This window comes from Pseudomonas putida (assembly GCF_001636055.1).
Lineage (GTDB): Bacteria > Pseudomonadota > Gammaproteobacteria > Pseudomonadales > Pseudomonadaceae > Aquipseudomonas > Aquipseudomonas machongensis.
Genome location: NZ_CP011789.1, coordinates 3746680 through 3761102, shown reverse-complemented (window position 1 = coordinate 3761102; position 14423 = coordinate 3746680). Strand labels below are relative to the sequence as shown.

The following is a 14423-nucleotide window of genomic DNA, read 5'->3' as shown; positions in this document are numbered from 1 at the left end:
CAAGCTCCAGGGCCTGCAACGATCGTCCACGGACGATATACTCCGCGGCCCATGTCGTCCCCCGGAGAACCCCATGCGGCAGGCTTTGCTTATCGTCGATGTCCAGTCCACCTTCAGCCCTCCTGAGTGGCTGATCGATGGAATCCGCGCGTTGGCCGCGAAACTCCCCGCCATCGCCTCGGTCGAGTTGCACGACGAGCAGGTCACGCCGTTCCAGCAGCAGCTTGGCTGGCATCCAGCGCGCGAGGACGAGAGCCTGATCGAGGCAGACGAAGTGTTCGTCAAGCACGGCTACGGGCAGACCGCCGAGGCCATCGACTACCTCAAGCGACTGGGGGTGGAGCGCGTGCTGGTCTGCGGCCTGCAGACCGAAACCTGCGTACTGGCCGCCGGCTTTGCGCTGTTCGATGCCGGACTGAACCCGACCTTGATCACTGACCTGACGGTGGGCTCTTCACTGGACCGCTCGGGCAAGTTGGGTATCGAGCTGTGGACCCATCACTTTCGCCAGGTGACCACGGTGGCGCAGGTGGTCGAGGGGCTGCAAGGCTGAAGGGGCTGCACGCCAGCCCCTTGCACCTACACCACCGCGATCAGGTCAATCTCCACCGCGGCATTCTTCGGCAACTGATACACCCCCACCGAGGTGCGGGTATGCTTGCCGGCGTCGCCCAGCACTTCATGCAGGATCGCCGAGGCGCCGTTGGCCACTTCGCTCTGCTGGGTGAAGTCTGCCGCCGACTGCACGAATACATTGATCCGCGCGATACTCTTGACCGCATCCAGCGAGCCCAGGCTTTCGCTCAGCAGCTTCAGGCAGCGCAGGGCGCTGATCTTGGCGGCAGTCTGCGCATCGGCGAGGCTGACGTCCTCGCCCACCCGCCCCGGGAGCACCACGGTGTCGTTGACCCGCGGGATTTGCCCACTGATGTACACCTGGTCGCCCAAGTGCAGCACCGGCACGTAGTCGCCGCCGATCTTCAGCGGGCCATCGAACGAATAACCCAGCGCCTGCAGAGCGGCTTCATAGCGGTCGTGTCTGGACATCGGTAGTGCTCCCTGTGTGCTCGAGGCGATGGCCAAGCGTAATCAAACGCCCGCGTGCCGACCAGTGGCTCAACCCTCCCAGCGCTTGAAAATCACGCTGGCATTGACGCCGCCGAAACCGAAGCCGTTGGACAGCGCGTATTCGGTATCCAGGGGCCGCGGCTGGCCCGCGGCAATGTCCAGCCCGGCGGCTGCGGGGTCAGGCTCGACCAGGTTGAGCGTGGCCGGCGCCTGTTGGTCGCGCAGGGCAAGCACGGTGAAGATCGCCTCGATTCCGCCGGCGGCGCCCAGCAAGTGGCCGGTGGCAGACTTGGTCGCGCTGATCACCGGTGAGGGCACGTTGGCGAACACCGCCTTGATCGCTGCCAGCTCGCCCTTGTCGCCCACCGGTGTCGAGGTGGCATGGGCATTGAGATGGCCGACCTGTTGTGCACGGATACCGGCCTGGCGCAGGGCCAGGGTCATGGCGCGTCGCGCGCCGTCGCCGTCTTCTGGCCCCGAGGTGATGTGATAGGCGTCGGCGCTGGTGCCGTAGCCCACCAGCTCGGCCAGCGGCGTGGCGCCGCGTGCCAGTGCATGCTGCAGTTCTTCGATCACCAGCAGGCCGGCGCCTTCGCCCATGACGAAGCCGTCGCGGCGGGTGTCGAACGGGCGCGAAGCCTGTTCCGGGTGCTCGTTGAAATCGCTCGACAAGGCCCGCGCGGCGGCAAAGCCGGCCAGGCTGACACGATGAATGGCCGCCTCCGCGCCCCCGCACAGCGCCACGTCCGCTTCACCGGCCAGGATCATTCGCGCGGCGTCGCCAATCGCCTGCACCCCGGCAGCGCACGCGGTGACCGGTGTACCCAGTGGGCCCTTGAGCCCGTGGGCGATCGACACCTGGCCGGCAGCCAGGTTGCCGAGGAAGGAGGGGATGGTGAAGGGTGACAACTTGCGTGGGCCTTTGCTGTCGGTGGTGCGCACGGCCTCGGCGATGGCCGGGAAGCCGCCCACGCCGGTACCGATGATGGTTGCCGTGCGTTCCTGCTGTTCGGCGCTTTGCGGTTGCCAGCCGGCCTGCGCCAGGGCCTCCTGTGCGGCGCCCAGGGCGAACAGGATGAAACGATCGACCTTGCGCTGCTCCTTGGCTGGCAGTACGCGGTCTGGATCGAAGCCGGCCTCGCTGTCCTGCTGCAGGTCCGGCACCTGGCCGCCGATGCGCACCGCCAGGTCGCCGATCAGCGATTCCGGCAACTGCGCAATACCCGAGCGCCCCGCCAGCAGGCGTTCCCAGACCCGCTCAACGCCACACCCCAGCGGTGTGACCGCTCCCATTCCGGTAACGACGATACGCTTGCTCATGAAGGTCCAACTCCCATGGAGGTTTGCTACTATTCAGCTCAAGAGACGTTACTATCATTATAGAAGTAACATCCAGCCCGAATATTTCACAGACCCGTGGTGAGCCTGCCTGATGCAACGCAAGACGCTTGTGGATTCCGAATGCCCTATCGCCCTGAGCCTTGAACACGTGGGGGAGTGGTGGAGCCTGTTGATCATGCGCGATGCCTTGCAGGGCCTGAGCCGCTTCGACGATTTCGCCAAGAGCCTGGAGATCGCTCCGAGCATGTTGACCCGCAGGCTCAATGCGCTGGTGGAGGCCGGCCTGCTCGAGCGCCATGCCTACAGCACCCGACCCTTGCGCCACGAATACCGGCCCAGTGCTCGGGGGCGCGACCTGCAGGGCGTGCTCTATGCGCTGATCGCCTGGGGTAATCGGCATTTTGCGCCTGAGGCCATCAGTGTGCAGGTGGTGGAAAAGGGCACGGGCAAGGCCTTGCAGCCGATGATGGTGGACGTGGAGTCCGGGCGCGTAGTGCCCTGGTCGCTGTGCGAGCTGGTGCAGGGCCCTGGCGCCAGTGAGGGGATGCGGGCGCGGCTGCAGCGCAGTCGCGAGGGCTGATCAGCCGCGCAGGGCAGGGGCCTGGCGCAGGCCGTCGCCGGCCACTTCCACCTGGTCGGCACGCAAGATTGCAGCGCGCTGATGTTCGTATTCCTGCTGCGACAGGCCTCGGCGTTGCAGCGCCTCGAGCTGCAACTGGCGCGTTTCCTCGGCTGTGTAGGGGCGTTGTTCGGGATGGCTGGCACAGCCGGCAAGTGCGGCGATACCAAGGGCGGCCAGGGCAGCGAGCAGCAGGCGGGCGGTGGCGTTCATCGGCGGGTTTCCTGGTTCGAGGATTCGTCTTGCGAGTCGTTGAACACAGGTTATCGAGCACGGCCGCCGGGCAGAAATCGTTGTGCTCGATAGTCACTATCGATGAACGCGTCCGGCTCAGATCACCCGCGCACTGTGCAGGGCTTCCAGCGCCTGGCCGCGCAGACGAGCCAGGCGTTCGTCCTGACGCTCGCGCGGGTAGCCGAGGCCGACCCTCAGTTCGCGGCAGACAGTGCCCGGCCGGTTGCCGATCACCAGCACGCGGTCGCTCAGGTACAGCGCCTCGTCCACGTCATGGGTGACCACCAGCAGGGCGATGCGGTGGCGGCGTGCGAGGTCCAGCAACAGGTCCTGCAGCTTGAAGCGGGTGAAGGCATCCACGGCGCTGAACGGCTCGTCGAGCAACAGCAATTGTGGTTGGCCGTACAGCCCGCGGGCGATGGCCACGCGCTGGGCCATGCCGCCGGACAATGCCTTGGGCAGCGCATCGGCGAAGCCGCCCAGGCCCACCTCGTCGATCAGGCCATTGACCCGGGCACGGTCGTAGCGCCGGTCCTCACTGAAGCCGATATTGTCGGCCACGCTCAACCAGGGCATCAGGCGCGGCTCCTGGAAAACGAAACCGACCTGTTCCGGGCGTTGCTGCAGATGGCCAACGAAGTCGCGGTCCAGTTGCGCCACCAGGCGCAGCAGGGTGCTTTTGCCGCAGCCACTGGGGCCCAGCAGGCTGACGATCTCGCCGGGTTGCAGTTGCAGCTCGACCGCCCCCAGTACCGCAGTGGCACCGAATGCCTTGTGCTCGACGCGCAGGTCGAGCAAGGGTGCAGGTGTCGGTGCGGCAACGCGCAAGGGTTGGTTCATGGATTCAGGCTCCTCGGTCCGTGCCGTCGAAGGTGTCGCGCCAGTTCAGCCAGCGCTGCTCCAGCCCGGCCAACAGGCCATCGCTGAGTTTGCCGAGCAGTGCCAGGACAATGATCGCCGCGAGCACCAGGTCCGGTCGTGAAGTCTCCCGGCCGTCGCTGAGCAAATAACCCAGGCCGCGGGTGGCGGCGATCAGCTCGGCGGCGACGAGAAACATCCAGCTCAGGCTCAGGGCGCTGCGCAGGCCGGTGAATACGCCGGGTATCGCAGCCGGCAGCAGGATGCGCCGGGCCAGGCGCAATGGGCCGAAGCCGTACATGCGCCCGACCTCGACCAGCTTGCGGTCGATGTTGCGGATCGCGGCCACGCCGTTCAGGTACACCGGGAAGAACGCGCCGATGGCGATCAGTGTCACCTTGGAGGTCTCGCCGATGCCCAGCCACAGCAGCAACAGCGGCACCCAGGCCAGGCTCGGGATCGCCCTCAGGCTGGCGAAAGTCGGTTCCAGCCAGGCCTCGGCCTCACGGCTCAGGCCCACCCAGGCGGCGAACAGCAGCCCCAGGGCGGCGCCGATGGCAAAGCCGGCCAACACCCGCGACAGGCTGGCACCGATGTGTTTCCACAGCGCGCCGTCGGCCAGTTGCACCAGGGTCTGCGCCACTTCGCTGGGGGCGGGCATCTGGTAGGAAGCGATCCAGCCCAGGCGCACGACGGCCTCCAGCAGCAGGATGATCGCCAGAGGCAGCGCCAGGCCCTTGAGCCGACGTGGCCAGGGCGAGGCGGCAGTGGCGGGCGCCCGCGCGCTCACGCTGCGAGTGTGCGTGGAGAGGCTCATCGCTCGATGCTGGCCTTGCCGAAGGACGGGTCGATCAGCTGGTCGATCACGGCGTTGACGTCGGCGCCACGCTTGACCAGCTCCTCCGACACCAGGATCGGCGCCGCGGCCTTGGAGGCTGCTACGTCCTGTTCGGTCAGTTGCGGTGCCGAGAGGTCGGTACGCGACAGCTGCAGCTTGGCCACATCCAGCGGGAGCTTGGATTCATCGGCCAGCAGGCGGGCGAACTCGTCCGGGTGTGCGACTGCCCAGTGGCGGGCCTGCTCGTAGGCCTTGATCACCGTGGCGATGGTTTGTGGATGCTGCTTGGCGAAGGTCTCGGTGACACTGACCACGCCATAGCTGTTGAAGTCCTTGTTGCGGTACAGCAGGCGTGAGCCGGCTTGCAGTTCGCTGGCAGCCATGTGCGGATCGAGGCCGGCCCAGGCATCGACATCGCCTTTCTCCAGTGCGGTGCGGCCATCGGGGTGCTGCAGGTGCAAGAGCTCGACGTCGTCCTTTTTCAGCCCGGCCTTTTCCAGTGCACGCAGGGTGAACAGGTACGGGTCGGTACCTTTTGTGGCGGCGATCTTCTTGCCCTTGAGGTCGTCGAGTGTCTTCAGCGGCGAGTCCTTGGCCACCACCAGCGCGGTCCATTCGGCGCGGCTGTAGACGTACACCGACTTGATCGGGCTGCCGTTGGCCCGGGCCAGCACCGCCGAGAGGCTGGCCGAAGAGCCGAAGTCGGCACCGCCGCTGTTGAGGTATTCCAGCGAGCGGTTGCTGCCCTGGCTGAACACCCAGGTGACCTTGGAGTCAGGCAGGGCTTTTTCCAACCACCCGAAATGCTTGAGCACCAGGCTTACGGGGGAGTAGTAGGCGTAGTCCAGGCGGACTTCCTTGGGCACGGTTTCGGCGTGGGCGACGGGATTGAAGGCCAGGGCAACGAGGCCGGCAATAGACAGCGACTTCAGGGCGCTGGGCAGGGCTTGGGCAAACAGACGCATGGGGCGATCCAGTCGAGAAGAGGGATCAGGACCGGTTGCAGGCAGCGTGCCATCTCGCCAGGCCCTTGTTCTGCGTAGGCGCAGGAGCAAATCGGGGCTGACAGCTGTGGTGAGGCGGGCAAAGTGTTGCCCTGCTGTTGCAGGGCGAACAGTTGAAGGGGCAGCAGGTCAGCGCTGCGCGAACCGTGCCATCAACGCCGGATAATCCTGTGGGTCGGGAAAGCCTTCGAAGCTGACGACAGCACCGGTACAGGCCCATGGCAGCTTCTCCTGTGTCCAGGTTTCCATGAACGGTGCGTAGTGCTGCGGGTTTTCCAGCAGGCTGCTGCGCACGCCCACGACCGCGTCGTTACCGGCGGGCCGGGTGAACAGCCAGCTCATGCAGTGGGGGCAGAACTCATGACGGGTTGCGCCCCGAAGACCTCCAGGCACCGGCGCCCCGCGCGTGACCCTGAACCCTTCGGCTGGGAACAGCGCCGTCAGCGAGAACACACTGCCCGACATCTTCTGGCAGCCCGTGCAATGACAGGCGCTGGTCATGATCGCGGGGTGATCGGATTCGAACGTCACCTGCCCGCAACGGCACCCACCTTGAATCTTCATGCAACGGACCTCTTGAGGCCCTGGCACTGCAGGAGTCTGACGTGGCGGTGCGGATTCGCAGGCCTACCGAGGCGGCAGTGGTCACCCGGCATGTGGGGGACCTGCGGATAGGCCTGTATGCGACCCCTGAGCTGCTGCTGCGCCATGGCGTGCCGAACACCCATGCAGACCTTGCGCGCTATCCGCTGATCGGGCCTGATCGCAACCTTGCTGAAGTGATGTTTCTCGAGCAGAACGGCTTTATCTGTGTGCCGGAACGCATGGCGCTGCGCACCGACGATCACCTCGCCCAGTTCGCGGCACTCAGGGCTGGTGTGGGGGTTGGGGTGTGTGCCGAGCAACTGGCGCGGCGGCATGGGCTGGTGAGGGTGTTGCCGCAGGCCGTGGCATTTTCGGTGGATGTCTGGGTGGCAATGCACGGCGATCTGCGACGGGTTCGGCGGATTGGCCTGGTGTTCGAGGCGCTGGGGGCGGCGCTGTCGGCGTTTCTGGCCGCCCCGCGTGTCAACTAGTTCTGCTGCAGAGCATCGACAATAACCTGCCGCAGCCAGCGATGCCCTGGGTCCCGATGTACCCGCTCCGGCCACAGCATCAGCATCTCGAATCCCTGCACCGCCAGGGGCGCCTCTACCACCTTGAGCCTGGGGTCGCTGACCACCAGCCGCTGCGGAAGCATGGCTACTAGGTCCGAGCCGACCAGCACCGCCGCCAGCAGCATGAAATGCGGCACCGACAGCACCACGTTGCGCGCGAGTCCTTGCGCGGCTAGCGCGGCGTCCGTAGGGCCATGGAAGCCGCCGCCGTCGGGTGAGACGATCACCTGCTCCAGCGCACAGAACTGCTTGAGTGTCGGCTTGCGCCTGAGCCCTGGATGGTCGACTCGGCCGACCAGCACGTAGCGCTCGACGAACAGGCTGCGCTGGCGCAGCTCTGCCGGCACCTGCCGGGCAATGTGAAAGGCCATGTCGATCTCGCCGAGCTCGGCCTGGCGGAGCAGGGCCGAAGGCTGCAGGTCGAGCACCGCCAGGCGTGTGCCCGGGGCGGCGCTGCGTAGCCTGGCCAGGGCGGGCAGCAGGATGGTCGAGGCACTGTAGTCGGTGGCGGCCACACGCCAGGTCTGGCGGGCGGCGGCCGGGTCGAAGGGTTGCGGCGCAGCGATGGCAAGCTGCAACGCCTCCAGCGCCTGGCGCAACGGTGCGCGCAAGGCGTCTGCCCGCGCGGTCGGGCGCATGCCCCTCGGTCCGGGTAGCAGCAGCGGGTCTTCAAGCAGCTCGCGCAGCCGCGCCAGCTGCACGCTGACGGTTGGTTGTGCCAGATGCAGGCGCTGCGCCGCGCGCGTCACATTGTGCTCGCTGAGCAGGGCGTCGAGGGTCACCAGCAGGTTGAGGTCGAGGCGACGCAGGGAATCGTACACGGCAATACCTGGAATAGTGGATATTCATTTCAACTATACCGTGCGGCCGCCCATCATGGCTCGCATCCCTTTACGGAGTGCCACCATGAATGTGCTGATCGTCTACGCCCACCCCGAACCTCGCTCGCTCAACGGCTCGCTCAAGGACCATGCGGTTGCGCACCTGCAGCGCCAGGGTCACGTCGTGCAGGTTTCGGACCTCTACGCCATGGCCTTCAAGCCGCTGATCGATGCCAGCGACAATACCGCCGGCCAACCCGGCGTGCGTTTTCGGGTTTCGGAAGATTCACGCCAGGCCTTCGCCGATGGCACGCAGAGTGCCGACATCGCGCAGGAGCAGGAGAAACTGCGCTGGGCCGATGCGGTGATCCTGCAGTTCCCGCTGTGGTGGTTCGGCCTGCCGGCAATCCTCAAGGGTTGGGTCGAGCGGGTCTATGCCTATGGCTTCGCCTACGGTGTGGGCGAACACTCCGATCAGCACTGGGGCGACCGCTACGGTGAAGGCAGCATGGCCGGCAAGCGCGCCATGCTGATGGTCACGACCGGTGGCTGGGCCTCGCACTACGCGCCGCGGGGCATCAATGGCCCACTGGAGGCGATCCTTTTCCCCATCCAGCACGGCATCCTGTTCTATCCGGGGTTCGAGGTGCTGCCGCCGTTCGTACTCCATCGCACCAGCCGCATCGACGATGCAGCATTCGTCGATGCCTGCGTGCAACTGGAGCGGCGCCTTGATGGTTTGTGGGTCGATACGCCGATCCCTTATCGACGCCAGAATGGCGGGGACTACCTGATTCCCGAATTGACCTTGAGGCCAGAGCTGGCACCGGGGGAGGAGGGGTTGGGGGTTCACTTGCGTGGCGATTGAACATGCAAGTATTTGAATAGCAGCTATGGTGTCAAAGTGCCCATGTCTGGTGCCTACACGGCCATGGGTCAAGGACCTTTTACAAATCCATTGAAGGAGCAAGTGACATGAGCATCAAACCTGGACCGAAACCGATCGCTGAATCAACTGGCAAAGAGGATCAGCGTCGTCGTGTTACTCCAGAGAACCATCCGAAGCATCCAGATCTAAAAGAGCACAATCACAAGAAAGGTAAATGATTCTGAAGCCCCTCCTTGCAGGGAGGGGCTTTTACATCAATGTGCTGGGCGGACCAGTCGCACGTGCACATGCTTGTGATAATCAGGCTCGAGTGGTGTACCTCGTGTGCGAAGGCCCGGGATTTCAATCGACATTCTGCAGATAACACGGGTACTCGTATTTCTGTCGCCGAGCCTGCTCCAGGTCAATCCGTACAACCTGCAACAAGGCGTGGTCGTCAGCCTGGGCGGCGACGGCCAGTGGCTGGCCCGCGGGGGAGTACGCCATGCCGTGGCCGCCAAAGCGCTGACCCTGTGCAGCCTGCCCGGTGCGGTTGGCGCTGATCACGTAGGCGCCGGAAACGATCGCGGCCATCGCGGCGGCGCAATCCCAGTAGCGATAGTCGGTGCCGGAGGCGCGGGGGACGGCGATCAGGTCGGCACCATCGCGTCCGTAGTGGCGGGCGCGTTCGTTGAACATCAACTCGGTACACAGCAACACACCGAGCTGGAGCTTGCCCACCTCGATCACCTCGAACCCTGGCTCGACGGTGGTGAACCAGGTCTGCTCATGAAAGCCCGGCTCCTCGGGGAAGAAGTGTTTCTGGTGGACGAAGCGGTAGCCTGTGGCATCCAGCACGAAGGCTTCGTTGATCAGGCGCCCGTCCGCGAGCAGCGGCCTGCTCGACAGCACGGCAGGTACGTCGAGCCTGGCCAGGGCGCCGAGGGCGGATTCATGCAGGGCCACACTGTGCTGCGCAGCCTGAGCGTCGAAGGTGGCGTGCTCGGCCAGCCAGGGGCCGAAGGGCATTTCGTTGGTAATCAGCAGATCGGCCTCGGCGGCACGAACCTGCTCGGCGATCTGTTGCCACTGCGGCCTGTCAGGGGTCAGGCCTTCTGGCCATTGGGCGTAGGCCACGGTGATCAGGGACATCTGCAAACCTTGAGGGGCTGGGCGGGTGCGGCCAGTCTAGGCAACGAGCGGAAGAAGCACTTGCAGATTCTTGCGCTTGAGTCAGTGTCTCAACCCGCTTGCGACCGACGCCGCTTGACCCGGTACATCTCGCCGTCAGCATGGCTGAGCAGGGCATCGGCATCGCGCCCGTCGGCGGGGTAGCAGGCGACGCCGATGCTGCAGGTCGGCATGGCGAGGCCGCCGAAGTCGGCATCCAGCGGCTCGACCATGACGGCCAGGATCTGTGTGACCTTGTCGAATACGGCGCTGCGCGACGGCAGGTCGGTGAGCAGGATGGCGAACTCGTCGCCGCCCACCCGCGCTACCGTGGCATGCGCGCCGGCACAGCGCTCCAGGCGCTGGGCCACCAGGCGCAGCACGCGGTCGCCGGCACTGTGGCCGTGGGTGTCGTTGATTTCCTTGAAGTCGTCGATGTCGACGAATAGCAGCGCCAGGGTATCGCCGTGCTGCTGCGCCGCCTTCAACGCAGCGTCCAGGCGGCTGTTGAACAGGGTGCGATTGGCCAGCCGGGTCAGCGGGTCGTGGTGGGCGAGAAAGCGCAGCTCTTCTTCGGCCTCGGTGAGGGCGGTGACGTTGCGCGCCACGCCGATGCGTGCGCCGACCTCTTCTGACCAGAACGCCGCCCAGAGGATATGGACGACACCGCCATCCTTGCGGATGTAGCGGTTGCGAAAATCGAAATGCGCCTGGCCGGACATGACCCGGACGATCGAGGCCCGAGTGGCGGGCAGGTCGTCGGGGTGCATGTAATGCGTGATCGGCGTGCCGATGAGCTCCTCGGCGCGGTAGCCCAGCAGCGCTTGGCAGGCATCGCTGACGAACACGATCTGGTCGTCCTGGTCGACCACGAAGACGGTGTCGAGCATCAGGTGGATCAACTTGGGATAGAGCGCTTGCAGGTCGACGGGCATGGTGCGGGTGTCCGGGTCGTAAGGCTCGATCAGGGCCAGATCGCAGAAGGGCCGACGAGTCATCCTGCGCGCGCCCGGCACCCGGGCGGTACCGGCCGATCGTTCGCGGCCACAGCACAGCCTACAGGGTCTGACCGTTATGGCCAGCAGGGCGTTGAAAAATAGGGGCAGGTGCAGCCGAACGGGTTCGGTGATGGCATGATGCGCCGACGAATGGCATCTTGCAGCTGCCATTGCTGGCAGCTGACGGTTTCTGGTCCAGACTGTGTTAAGCCTGTCGCTGTTCATGTCGCCTGTCGGTCAGTCATCGCTTTTTCCCTGCTGTTCTATTCAGACGAGGGCCACCAATGATCGAGCGCCGTTCCTGTCGGGCCTTGCTGCTGTCGCTGACCTTCGCGGTATTGCCGCAGGTGGCGCTGGCGGTCGATGACTGCACGCGCCTGACCGCCACCGGCAACCCCGAGTATCCACCGTACCTGTGGCGTGACCCGCAGGACCCGCAGCACCTCGTCGGGGCCAATGCCGATCTGCTCAAGTACATGGCAGATGAGCTGGGGCTGGATGTGGACGTGAAGTATTCCGGGCCCTGGGGACGCGCCCAGGAAGAAGTGCGTACCGGGCGGGTCGATCTTCTGGCGGGCTACTTCCTGACCCGCGCGCGGCAGAACGAGGTGAACTTCATCGAGCCGCCGTTCCTGCACACCCCAAGCGTGGTATGGGTGCGCAGCGACAGCGCTTTCGCCTATAAAGGCTGGGACGATCTGCGCGGGCTCAAGGGTGGGGTACTGGTCAACAACAGCCATGGCGAGCAGTTCGACGAGTTCGCCCGGACCAACCTCAACCTGGAGGCAGTGCCCGGCGCCAGGCAGGCGTTCGAGAAGCTGCTGCACAAGCGTAGCGACTATGTGATCTTCGAGCAGTTTCCAGGCATGGCCCTGGCGCGCGTGCTGAAGGTCGACGAGCAGGTGCAGGTGCTCGAGCCTCCGGTGTCCAGCGAGGGGCTGTACCTGGCGATGTCCCACGACTCGCCGTGCAACCGGCCACAGTTGCGCGAGCAACTGGCCGCGAAGATGAGGGAGATCGTGTCCAGCGATTTGCCGCAGCGCCTGGTTGCACGAAACCTGGCGCTTTGGCGCCAGCAGCAGGAGAACGTGGCGGCGCCTTGATCAGGGCGGTGTGGCTGCGGCAAGACTTCCCAGCGAAAAAACCGGATAATGGCGCCCATTTCGTTTTACGCGCTGGTGTGCCCGCATGGAAATCAAGGTCAATTTTCTCGACAATCTCCGACTTGAAGCCAAGTTCGACGACTTCACGGTGATCGCCGATCAGCCCATTCGCTACAAGGGCGATGGCTCGGCGCCTGGTCCGTTCGACTACTTCCTGGCTTCCTCGGCGCTGTGCGCGGCGTACTTCGTCAAGCTCTACTGCCAGACCCGCGACATCCCCACCGAAAACATTCGCCTGTCGCAAAACAACATCGTCGACCCGGAAAACCGCTACAACCAGATCTTCAAGATCCAGGTCGAGCTGCCTGAGGATATCAGCGAGAAGGACCGCCAGGGCATCCTGCGCTCCATCGACCGTTGCACCGTGAAGAAAGTGGTGCAGACCGGCCCCGAGTTCATCATCGAGGAGGTCGACAACCTCGACGCCGATGCCCAGGGGCTGCTGATGCCGGTGTCCGACACCACCACCTACATTCCCGGCAAGGACCTGCCGCTGGAGCAGACCATCGCCAACATGTCGGCGATCCTGGCCGATCTGGGGATGAAGATCGAGATCGCCTCCTGGCGCAACATCGTGCCCAACGTCTGGTCGCTGCACGTGCGCGACGCGCAGTCGCCGATGTGCTTCACCAACGGCAAGGGCGCCACCAAGGAAGCTGCGCTGGCCTCGGCACTGGGCGAGTTCATCGAGCGCTTGAACTGCAACTTCTTCTATAACGATCAGTACTGGGGCGAGGACATCGCCAACGCACCGTTCGTGCACTACCCGAACGAGCAGTGGTTCATGCCTGGCCCGAAGGACGCGCTGCCGCAGGAGATCCTCGACGAGTACTGCCTGGAGATCTTCAACCCCGATGGCGAACTGCGCGGCTCGCACCTGTACGACACCAACTCGGGCAACAAGGCCCGGGGCATCTGCTCGCTGCCGTTCGTGCGCCAGTCCGACGGGCAGACGGTGTATTTCCCGTCCAACCTGATCGAAAACCTCTACCTGAGCAACGGCATGAGCGCCGGCAACACCCTGGCCGAAGCCCAGGTGCAGTGCCTGTCGGAAATCTTCGAGCGGGCGGTCAAGCGCGAAATCCTCGAAGGCGAACTGTGCCTGCCGGACGTGCCGCAAGAGGTGCTGGCCAAGTACCCGGGCATCGTCGCCGGTATCCAGGGGCTGGAGCAGCAGGGCTTCCCGGTGCTGGTGAAGGATGCCTCGCTGGGCGGCGAGTTCCCGGTGATGTGCGTGACCCTCATGAACCCGCGCACCGGCGGGGTGTTCGCCTCGTTCGGCGCGCATCCAAGCTTTGAAGTGGCGCTGGAGCGCAGCCTCACCGAATTGCTCCAGGGTCGCAGCTTCGAGGGTTTGAACGATCTGCCTCAACCGACTTTCGAAAGCCACGCGTTGACCGAGCCGAACAACTTCGTCGAGCATTTCATCGACTCCAGCGGCGTAGTGTCGTGGCGCTTCTTCAGTGCCAAGGCCGACTTCGAGTTCGTCGAGTGGGACTTCTCGGGCCAGGGCGAAGACTCCAACGAGCAGGAGGCGCAGACGCTGTTCGGCATTCTGGAAGGGCTGGGCAAGGAGGCGTACATGGCGGTGTACGACGACCTCGGTGCCACCGCTTGCCGCATCCTGGTGCCGGGCTATTCTGAAATCTATCCGGTCGAGGACCTGATCTGGGACAACACCAACCGCGCGCTGGGCTTCCGAGCCGACATCCTCAACCTGCACAACCTCGACAGCCGCTCGCTGAAGTTGTTGTACAAGCGCCTGGAACAGGTCGAGGTGGACGAATACACCACCATCACCACGCTGATCGGCGTCGAGTTCGACGACAACACGGTGTGGGGCCAGCTGACTATCCTCGAGCTCAAGCTGCTGATCCAACTGGCGCTGCAGCGTTTCGAGGAGGCCAAGGAACTGGTGGAGATGTTCCTGCAGTTCAACGACAACACCGTCGAGCGCGGGCTGTTCTACCAGGCGCTGAACGTGGTGCTGGAAGTAGTGCTGGACGACGAGCTGGAGATGGACGACTACGTTTCCAACTTCCGGCGCATGTTCGGCAATGAGCGCATGGACGCGGCACTCGGCTCGGTGGACGGCAGCGTGCGTTTCTATGGGCTGACCCCAACCAGCCTGAAACTTGAAGGTCTGGACCGCCACCTGCGTCTGGTCGAGAGCTACAAGAAGCTGCATGCGGCGCGAGCCCGGGCGGCGGGCTGAGGCCCGCTTCAGCCCAAGAGAGGGTACATAGCGACCCTCTCGCCTATTTTTTTGTACCAATCCCCTCAG

The 14423-nt window shown here is 64.7% G+C and carries 17 protein-coding genes; 7 read left to right on the top strand and 10 right to left on the bottom strand.

Features of this window, described 5'->3' with window-relative positions:
- Positions 1-73 precede the first annotated feature (73 nt).
- Entirely contained in the window at positions 74-553 is a 480-nt protein-coding gene (locus AB688_RS16635) for an isochorismatase family protein (RefSeq protein WP_063545179.1), read from the top strand.
- A 26-nt stretch (positions 554-579) separates the two neighbouring features.
- On the opposite strand, the gene AB688_RS16630 is transcribed toward AB688_RS16635, so the two are convergent.
- Complete coding sequence (locus AB688_RS16630) at positions 580-1047, bottom strand: RidA family protein (protein ID WP_063545178.1); 468 nt, start codon at positions 1045-1047, stop codon at positions 580-582.
- A gap of 69 nt (positions 1048-1116) precedes the next feature.
- Positions 1117-2388: a beta-ketoacyl-ACP synthase II gene (gene fabF, locus AB688_RS16625; protein ID WP_063545177.1), complete on the bottom strand. Its 1272-nt coding sequence runs from the start codon at positions 2386-2388 to the stop codon at positions 1117-1119.
- A 112-nt stretch (positions 2389-2500) separates the two neighbouring features.
- Between fabF and AB688_RS16620 the strand changes: the two genes are divergently transcribed.
- On the top strand, positions 2501-2989 hold the full coding sequence (locus AB688_RS16620; protein WP_063545176.1) for a winged helix-turn-helix transcriptional regulator: 489 nt from the start codon (positions 2501-2503) through the stop codon (positions 2987-2989).
- Here AB688_RS16620 and AB688_RS16615 read toward each other — a convergent pair whose 3' ends face one another.
- From AB688_RS16615 to AB688_RS16595, 5 genes are all read right to left on the bottom strand, one after another.
- Positions 2990-3241, bottom strand: a complete 252-nt coding sequence (locus tag AB688_RS16615; protein WP_054891461.1) for a hypothetical protein — start codon at positions 3239-3241, stop codon at positions 2990-2992.
- 117 nt (positions 3242-3358) lie between these two features.
- On the bottom strand, positions 3359-4102 hold the full coding sequence (locus AB688_RS16610) for an ABC transporter ATP-binding protein (protein WP_054891460.1): 744 nt from the start codon (positions 4100-4102) through the stop codon (positions 3359-3361).
- Between the two features lie 4 nt (positions 4103-4106).
- Positions 4107-4937 carry an ABC transporter permease gene (locus tag AB688_RS16605; protein ID WP_063545175.1) on the bottom strand — a complete coding sequence of 277 codons (831 nt, stop codon included), beginning with the start codon at positions 4935-4937 and terminating at the stop codon, positions 4107-4109.
- The gene (locus AB688_RS16600) at positions 4934-5923 is read right to left on the bottom strand and encodes an aliphatic sulfonate ABC transporter substrate-binding protein (protein ID WP_063545174.1); all 990 of its coding nucleotides are present in this window, start codon (positions 5921-5923) and stop codon (positions 4934-4936) included. The genes AB688_RS16605 and AB688_RS16600 overlap by 4 nt, the downstream gene beginning before the upstream one ends.
- Before the next feature lie 168 nt (positions 5924-6091).
- Positions 6092-6526, bottom strand: a complete 435-nt coding sequence (locus AB688_RS16595; RefSeq protein ID WP_063545173.1) for a GFA family protein — start codon at positions 6524-6526, stop codon at positions 6092-6094.
- A 41-nt stretch (positions 6527-6567) separates the two neighbouring features.
- Between AB688_RS16595 and AB688_RS16590 the strand changes: the two genes are divergently transcribed.
- Positions 6568-7038: a LysR substrate-binding domain-containing protein gene (locus AB688_RS16590; protein ID WP_063545172.1), complete on the top strand. Its 471-nt coding sequence runs from the start codon at positions 6568-6570 to the stop codon at positions 7036-7038.
- Here the strand turns inward: AB688_RS16590 and AB688_RS16585 are convergent.
- Positions 7035-7940, bottom strand: a complete 906-nt coding sequence (locus AB688_RS16585) for a LysR family transcriptional regulator (protein ID WP_063545171.1) — start codon at positions 7938-7940, stop codon at positions 7035-7037. The genes AB688_RS16590 and AB688_RS16585 overlap by 4 nt on opposite strands.
- Before the next feature lie 85 nt (positions 7941-8025).
- On the opposite strand from AB688_RS16585, the gene AB688_RS16580 reads away from it, so the two are divergent.
- On the top strand, positions 8026-8808 hold the full coding sequence (locus AB688_RS16580; protein ID WP_063545170.1) for an NAD(P)H-dependent oxidoreductase: 783 nt from the start codon (positions 8026-8028) through the stop codon (positions 8806-8808).
- A 107-nt stretch (positions 8809-8915) separates the two neighbouring features.
- Entirely contained in the window at positions 8916-9047 is a 132-nt protein-coding gene (locus tag AB688_RS27345) for a hypothetical protein (protein WP_256093727.1), read from the top strand.
- Positions 9048-9171: 124 nt separating this feature from the next.
- Here the strand turns inward: AB688_RS27345 and AB688_RS16575 are convergent, their stop codons facing one another.
- Together AB688_RS16575 and AB688_RS16570 are read right to left on the bottom strand one after the other, a co-directional pair.
- Positions 9172-9960 (bottom strand): carbon-nitrogen hydrolase family protein, encoded by a 789-nt coding sequence (locus AB688_RS16575; protein WP_081255249.1) that lies wholly within the window; start codon positions 9958-9960, stop codon positions 9172-9174.
- An 89-nt stretch (positions 9961-10049) separates the two neighbouring features.
- Positions 10050-10913, bottom strand: a complete 864-nt coding sequence (locus AB688_RS16570) for a sensor domain-containing diguanylate cyclase (protein WP_063546765.1) — start codon at positions 10911-10913, stop codon at positions 10050-10052.
- 347 nt (positions 10914-11260) lie between these two features.
- Between AB688_RS16570 and AB688_RS16565 the strand changes: the two genes are divergently transcribed.
- Positions 11261-12079 carry a substrate-binding periplasmic protein gene (locus AB688_RS16565; protein ID WP_063545169.1) on the top strand — a complete coding sequence of 273 codons (819 nt, stop codon included), beginning with the start codon at positions 11261-11263 and terminating at the stop codon, positions 12077-12079.
- Between the two features lie 85 nt (positions 12080-12164).
- Entirely contained in the window at positions 12165-14354 is a 2190-nt protein-coding gene (locus AB688_RS16560) for an OsmC domain/YcaO domain-containing protein (protein ID WP_063545168.1), read from the top strand.
- The last annotated feature ends 69 nt before the right edge of the window (positions 14355-14423 follow it).

What these genes read in the sequence shown, in the direction of transcription:
- AB688_RS16635 (WP_063545179.1), top strand. Translation starts at nt 74, where the DNA reads ATGCGGCAGGCTTTGCTTATCGTCGATGTCCAGTCCACCTTCAGCCCT.
- AB688_RS16630 (WP_063545178.1), bottom strand. Translation starts at nt 1,047, where the DNA reads ATGTCCAGACACGACCGCTATGAAGCCGCTCTGCAGGCGCTGGGTTAT.
- fabF (WP_063545177.1), bottom strand. Translation starts at nt 2,388, where the DNA reads ATGAGCAAGCGTATCGTCGTTACCGGAATGGGAGCGGTCACACCGCTG.
- AB688_RS16620 (WP_063545176.1), top strand. Translation starts at nt 2,501, where the DNA reads ATGCAACGCAAGACGCTTGTGGATTCCGAATGCCCTATCGCCCTGAGC.
- AB688_RS16615 (WP_054891461.1), bottom strand. Translation starts at nt 3,241, where the DNA reads ATGAACGCCACCGCCCGCCTGCTGCTCGCTGCCCTGGCCGCCCTTGGT.
- AB688_RS16610 (WP_054891460.1), bottom strand. Translation starts at nt 4,102, where the DNA reads ATGAACCAACCCTTGCGCGTTGCCGCACCGACACCTGCACCCTTGCTC.
- AB688_RS16605 (WP_063545175.1), bottom strand. Translation starts at nt 4,937, where the DNA reads ATGAGCCTCTCCACGCACACTCGCAGCGTGAGCGCGCGGGCGCCCGCC.
- AB688_RS16600 (WP_063545174.1), bottom strand. Translation starts at nt 5,923, where the DNA reads ATGCGTCTGTTTGCCCAAGCCCTGCCCAGCGCCCTGAAGTCGCTGTCT.
- AB688_RS16595 (WP_063545173.1), bottom strand. Translation starts at nt 6,526, where the DNA reads ATGAAGATTCAAGGTGGGTGCCGTTGCGGGCAGGTGACGTTCGAATCC.
- AB688_RS16580 (WP_063545170.1), top strand. Translation starts at nt 8,026, where the DNA reads ATGAATGTGCTGATCGTCTACGCCCACCCCGAACCTCGCTCGCTCAAC.
- AB688_RS27345 (WP_256093727.1), top strand. Translation starts at nt 8,916, where the DNA reads ATGAGCATCAAACCTGGACCGAAACCGATCGCTGAATCAACTGGCAAA.
- AB688_RS16575 (WP_081255249.1), bottom strand. Translation starts at nt 9,960, where the DNA reads ATGTCCCTGATCACCGTGGCCTACGCCCAATGGCCAGAAGGCCTGACC.
- AB688_RS16570 (WP_063546765.1), bottom strand. Translation starts at nt 10,913, where the DNA reads ATGCCCGTCGACCTGCAAGCGCTCTATCCCAAGTTGATCCACCTGATG.
- AB688_RS16565 (WP_063545169.1), top strand. Translation starts at nt 11,261, where the DNA reads ATGATCGAGCGCCGTTCCTGTCGGGCCTTGCTGCTGTCGCTGACCTTC.
- AB688_RS16560 (WP_063545168.1), top strand. Translation starts at nt 12,165, where the DNA reads ATGGAAATCAAGGTCAATTTTCTCGACAATCTCCGACTTGAAGCCAAG.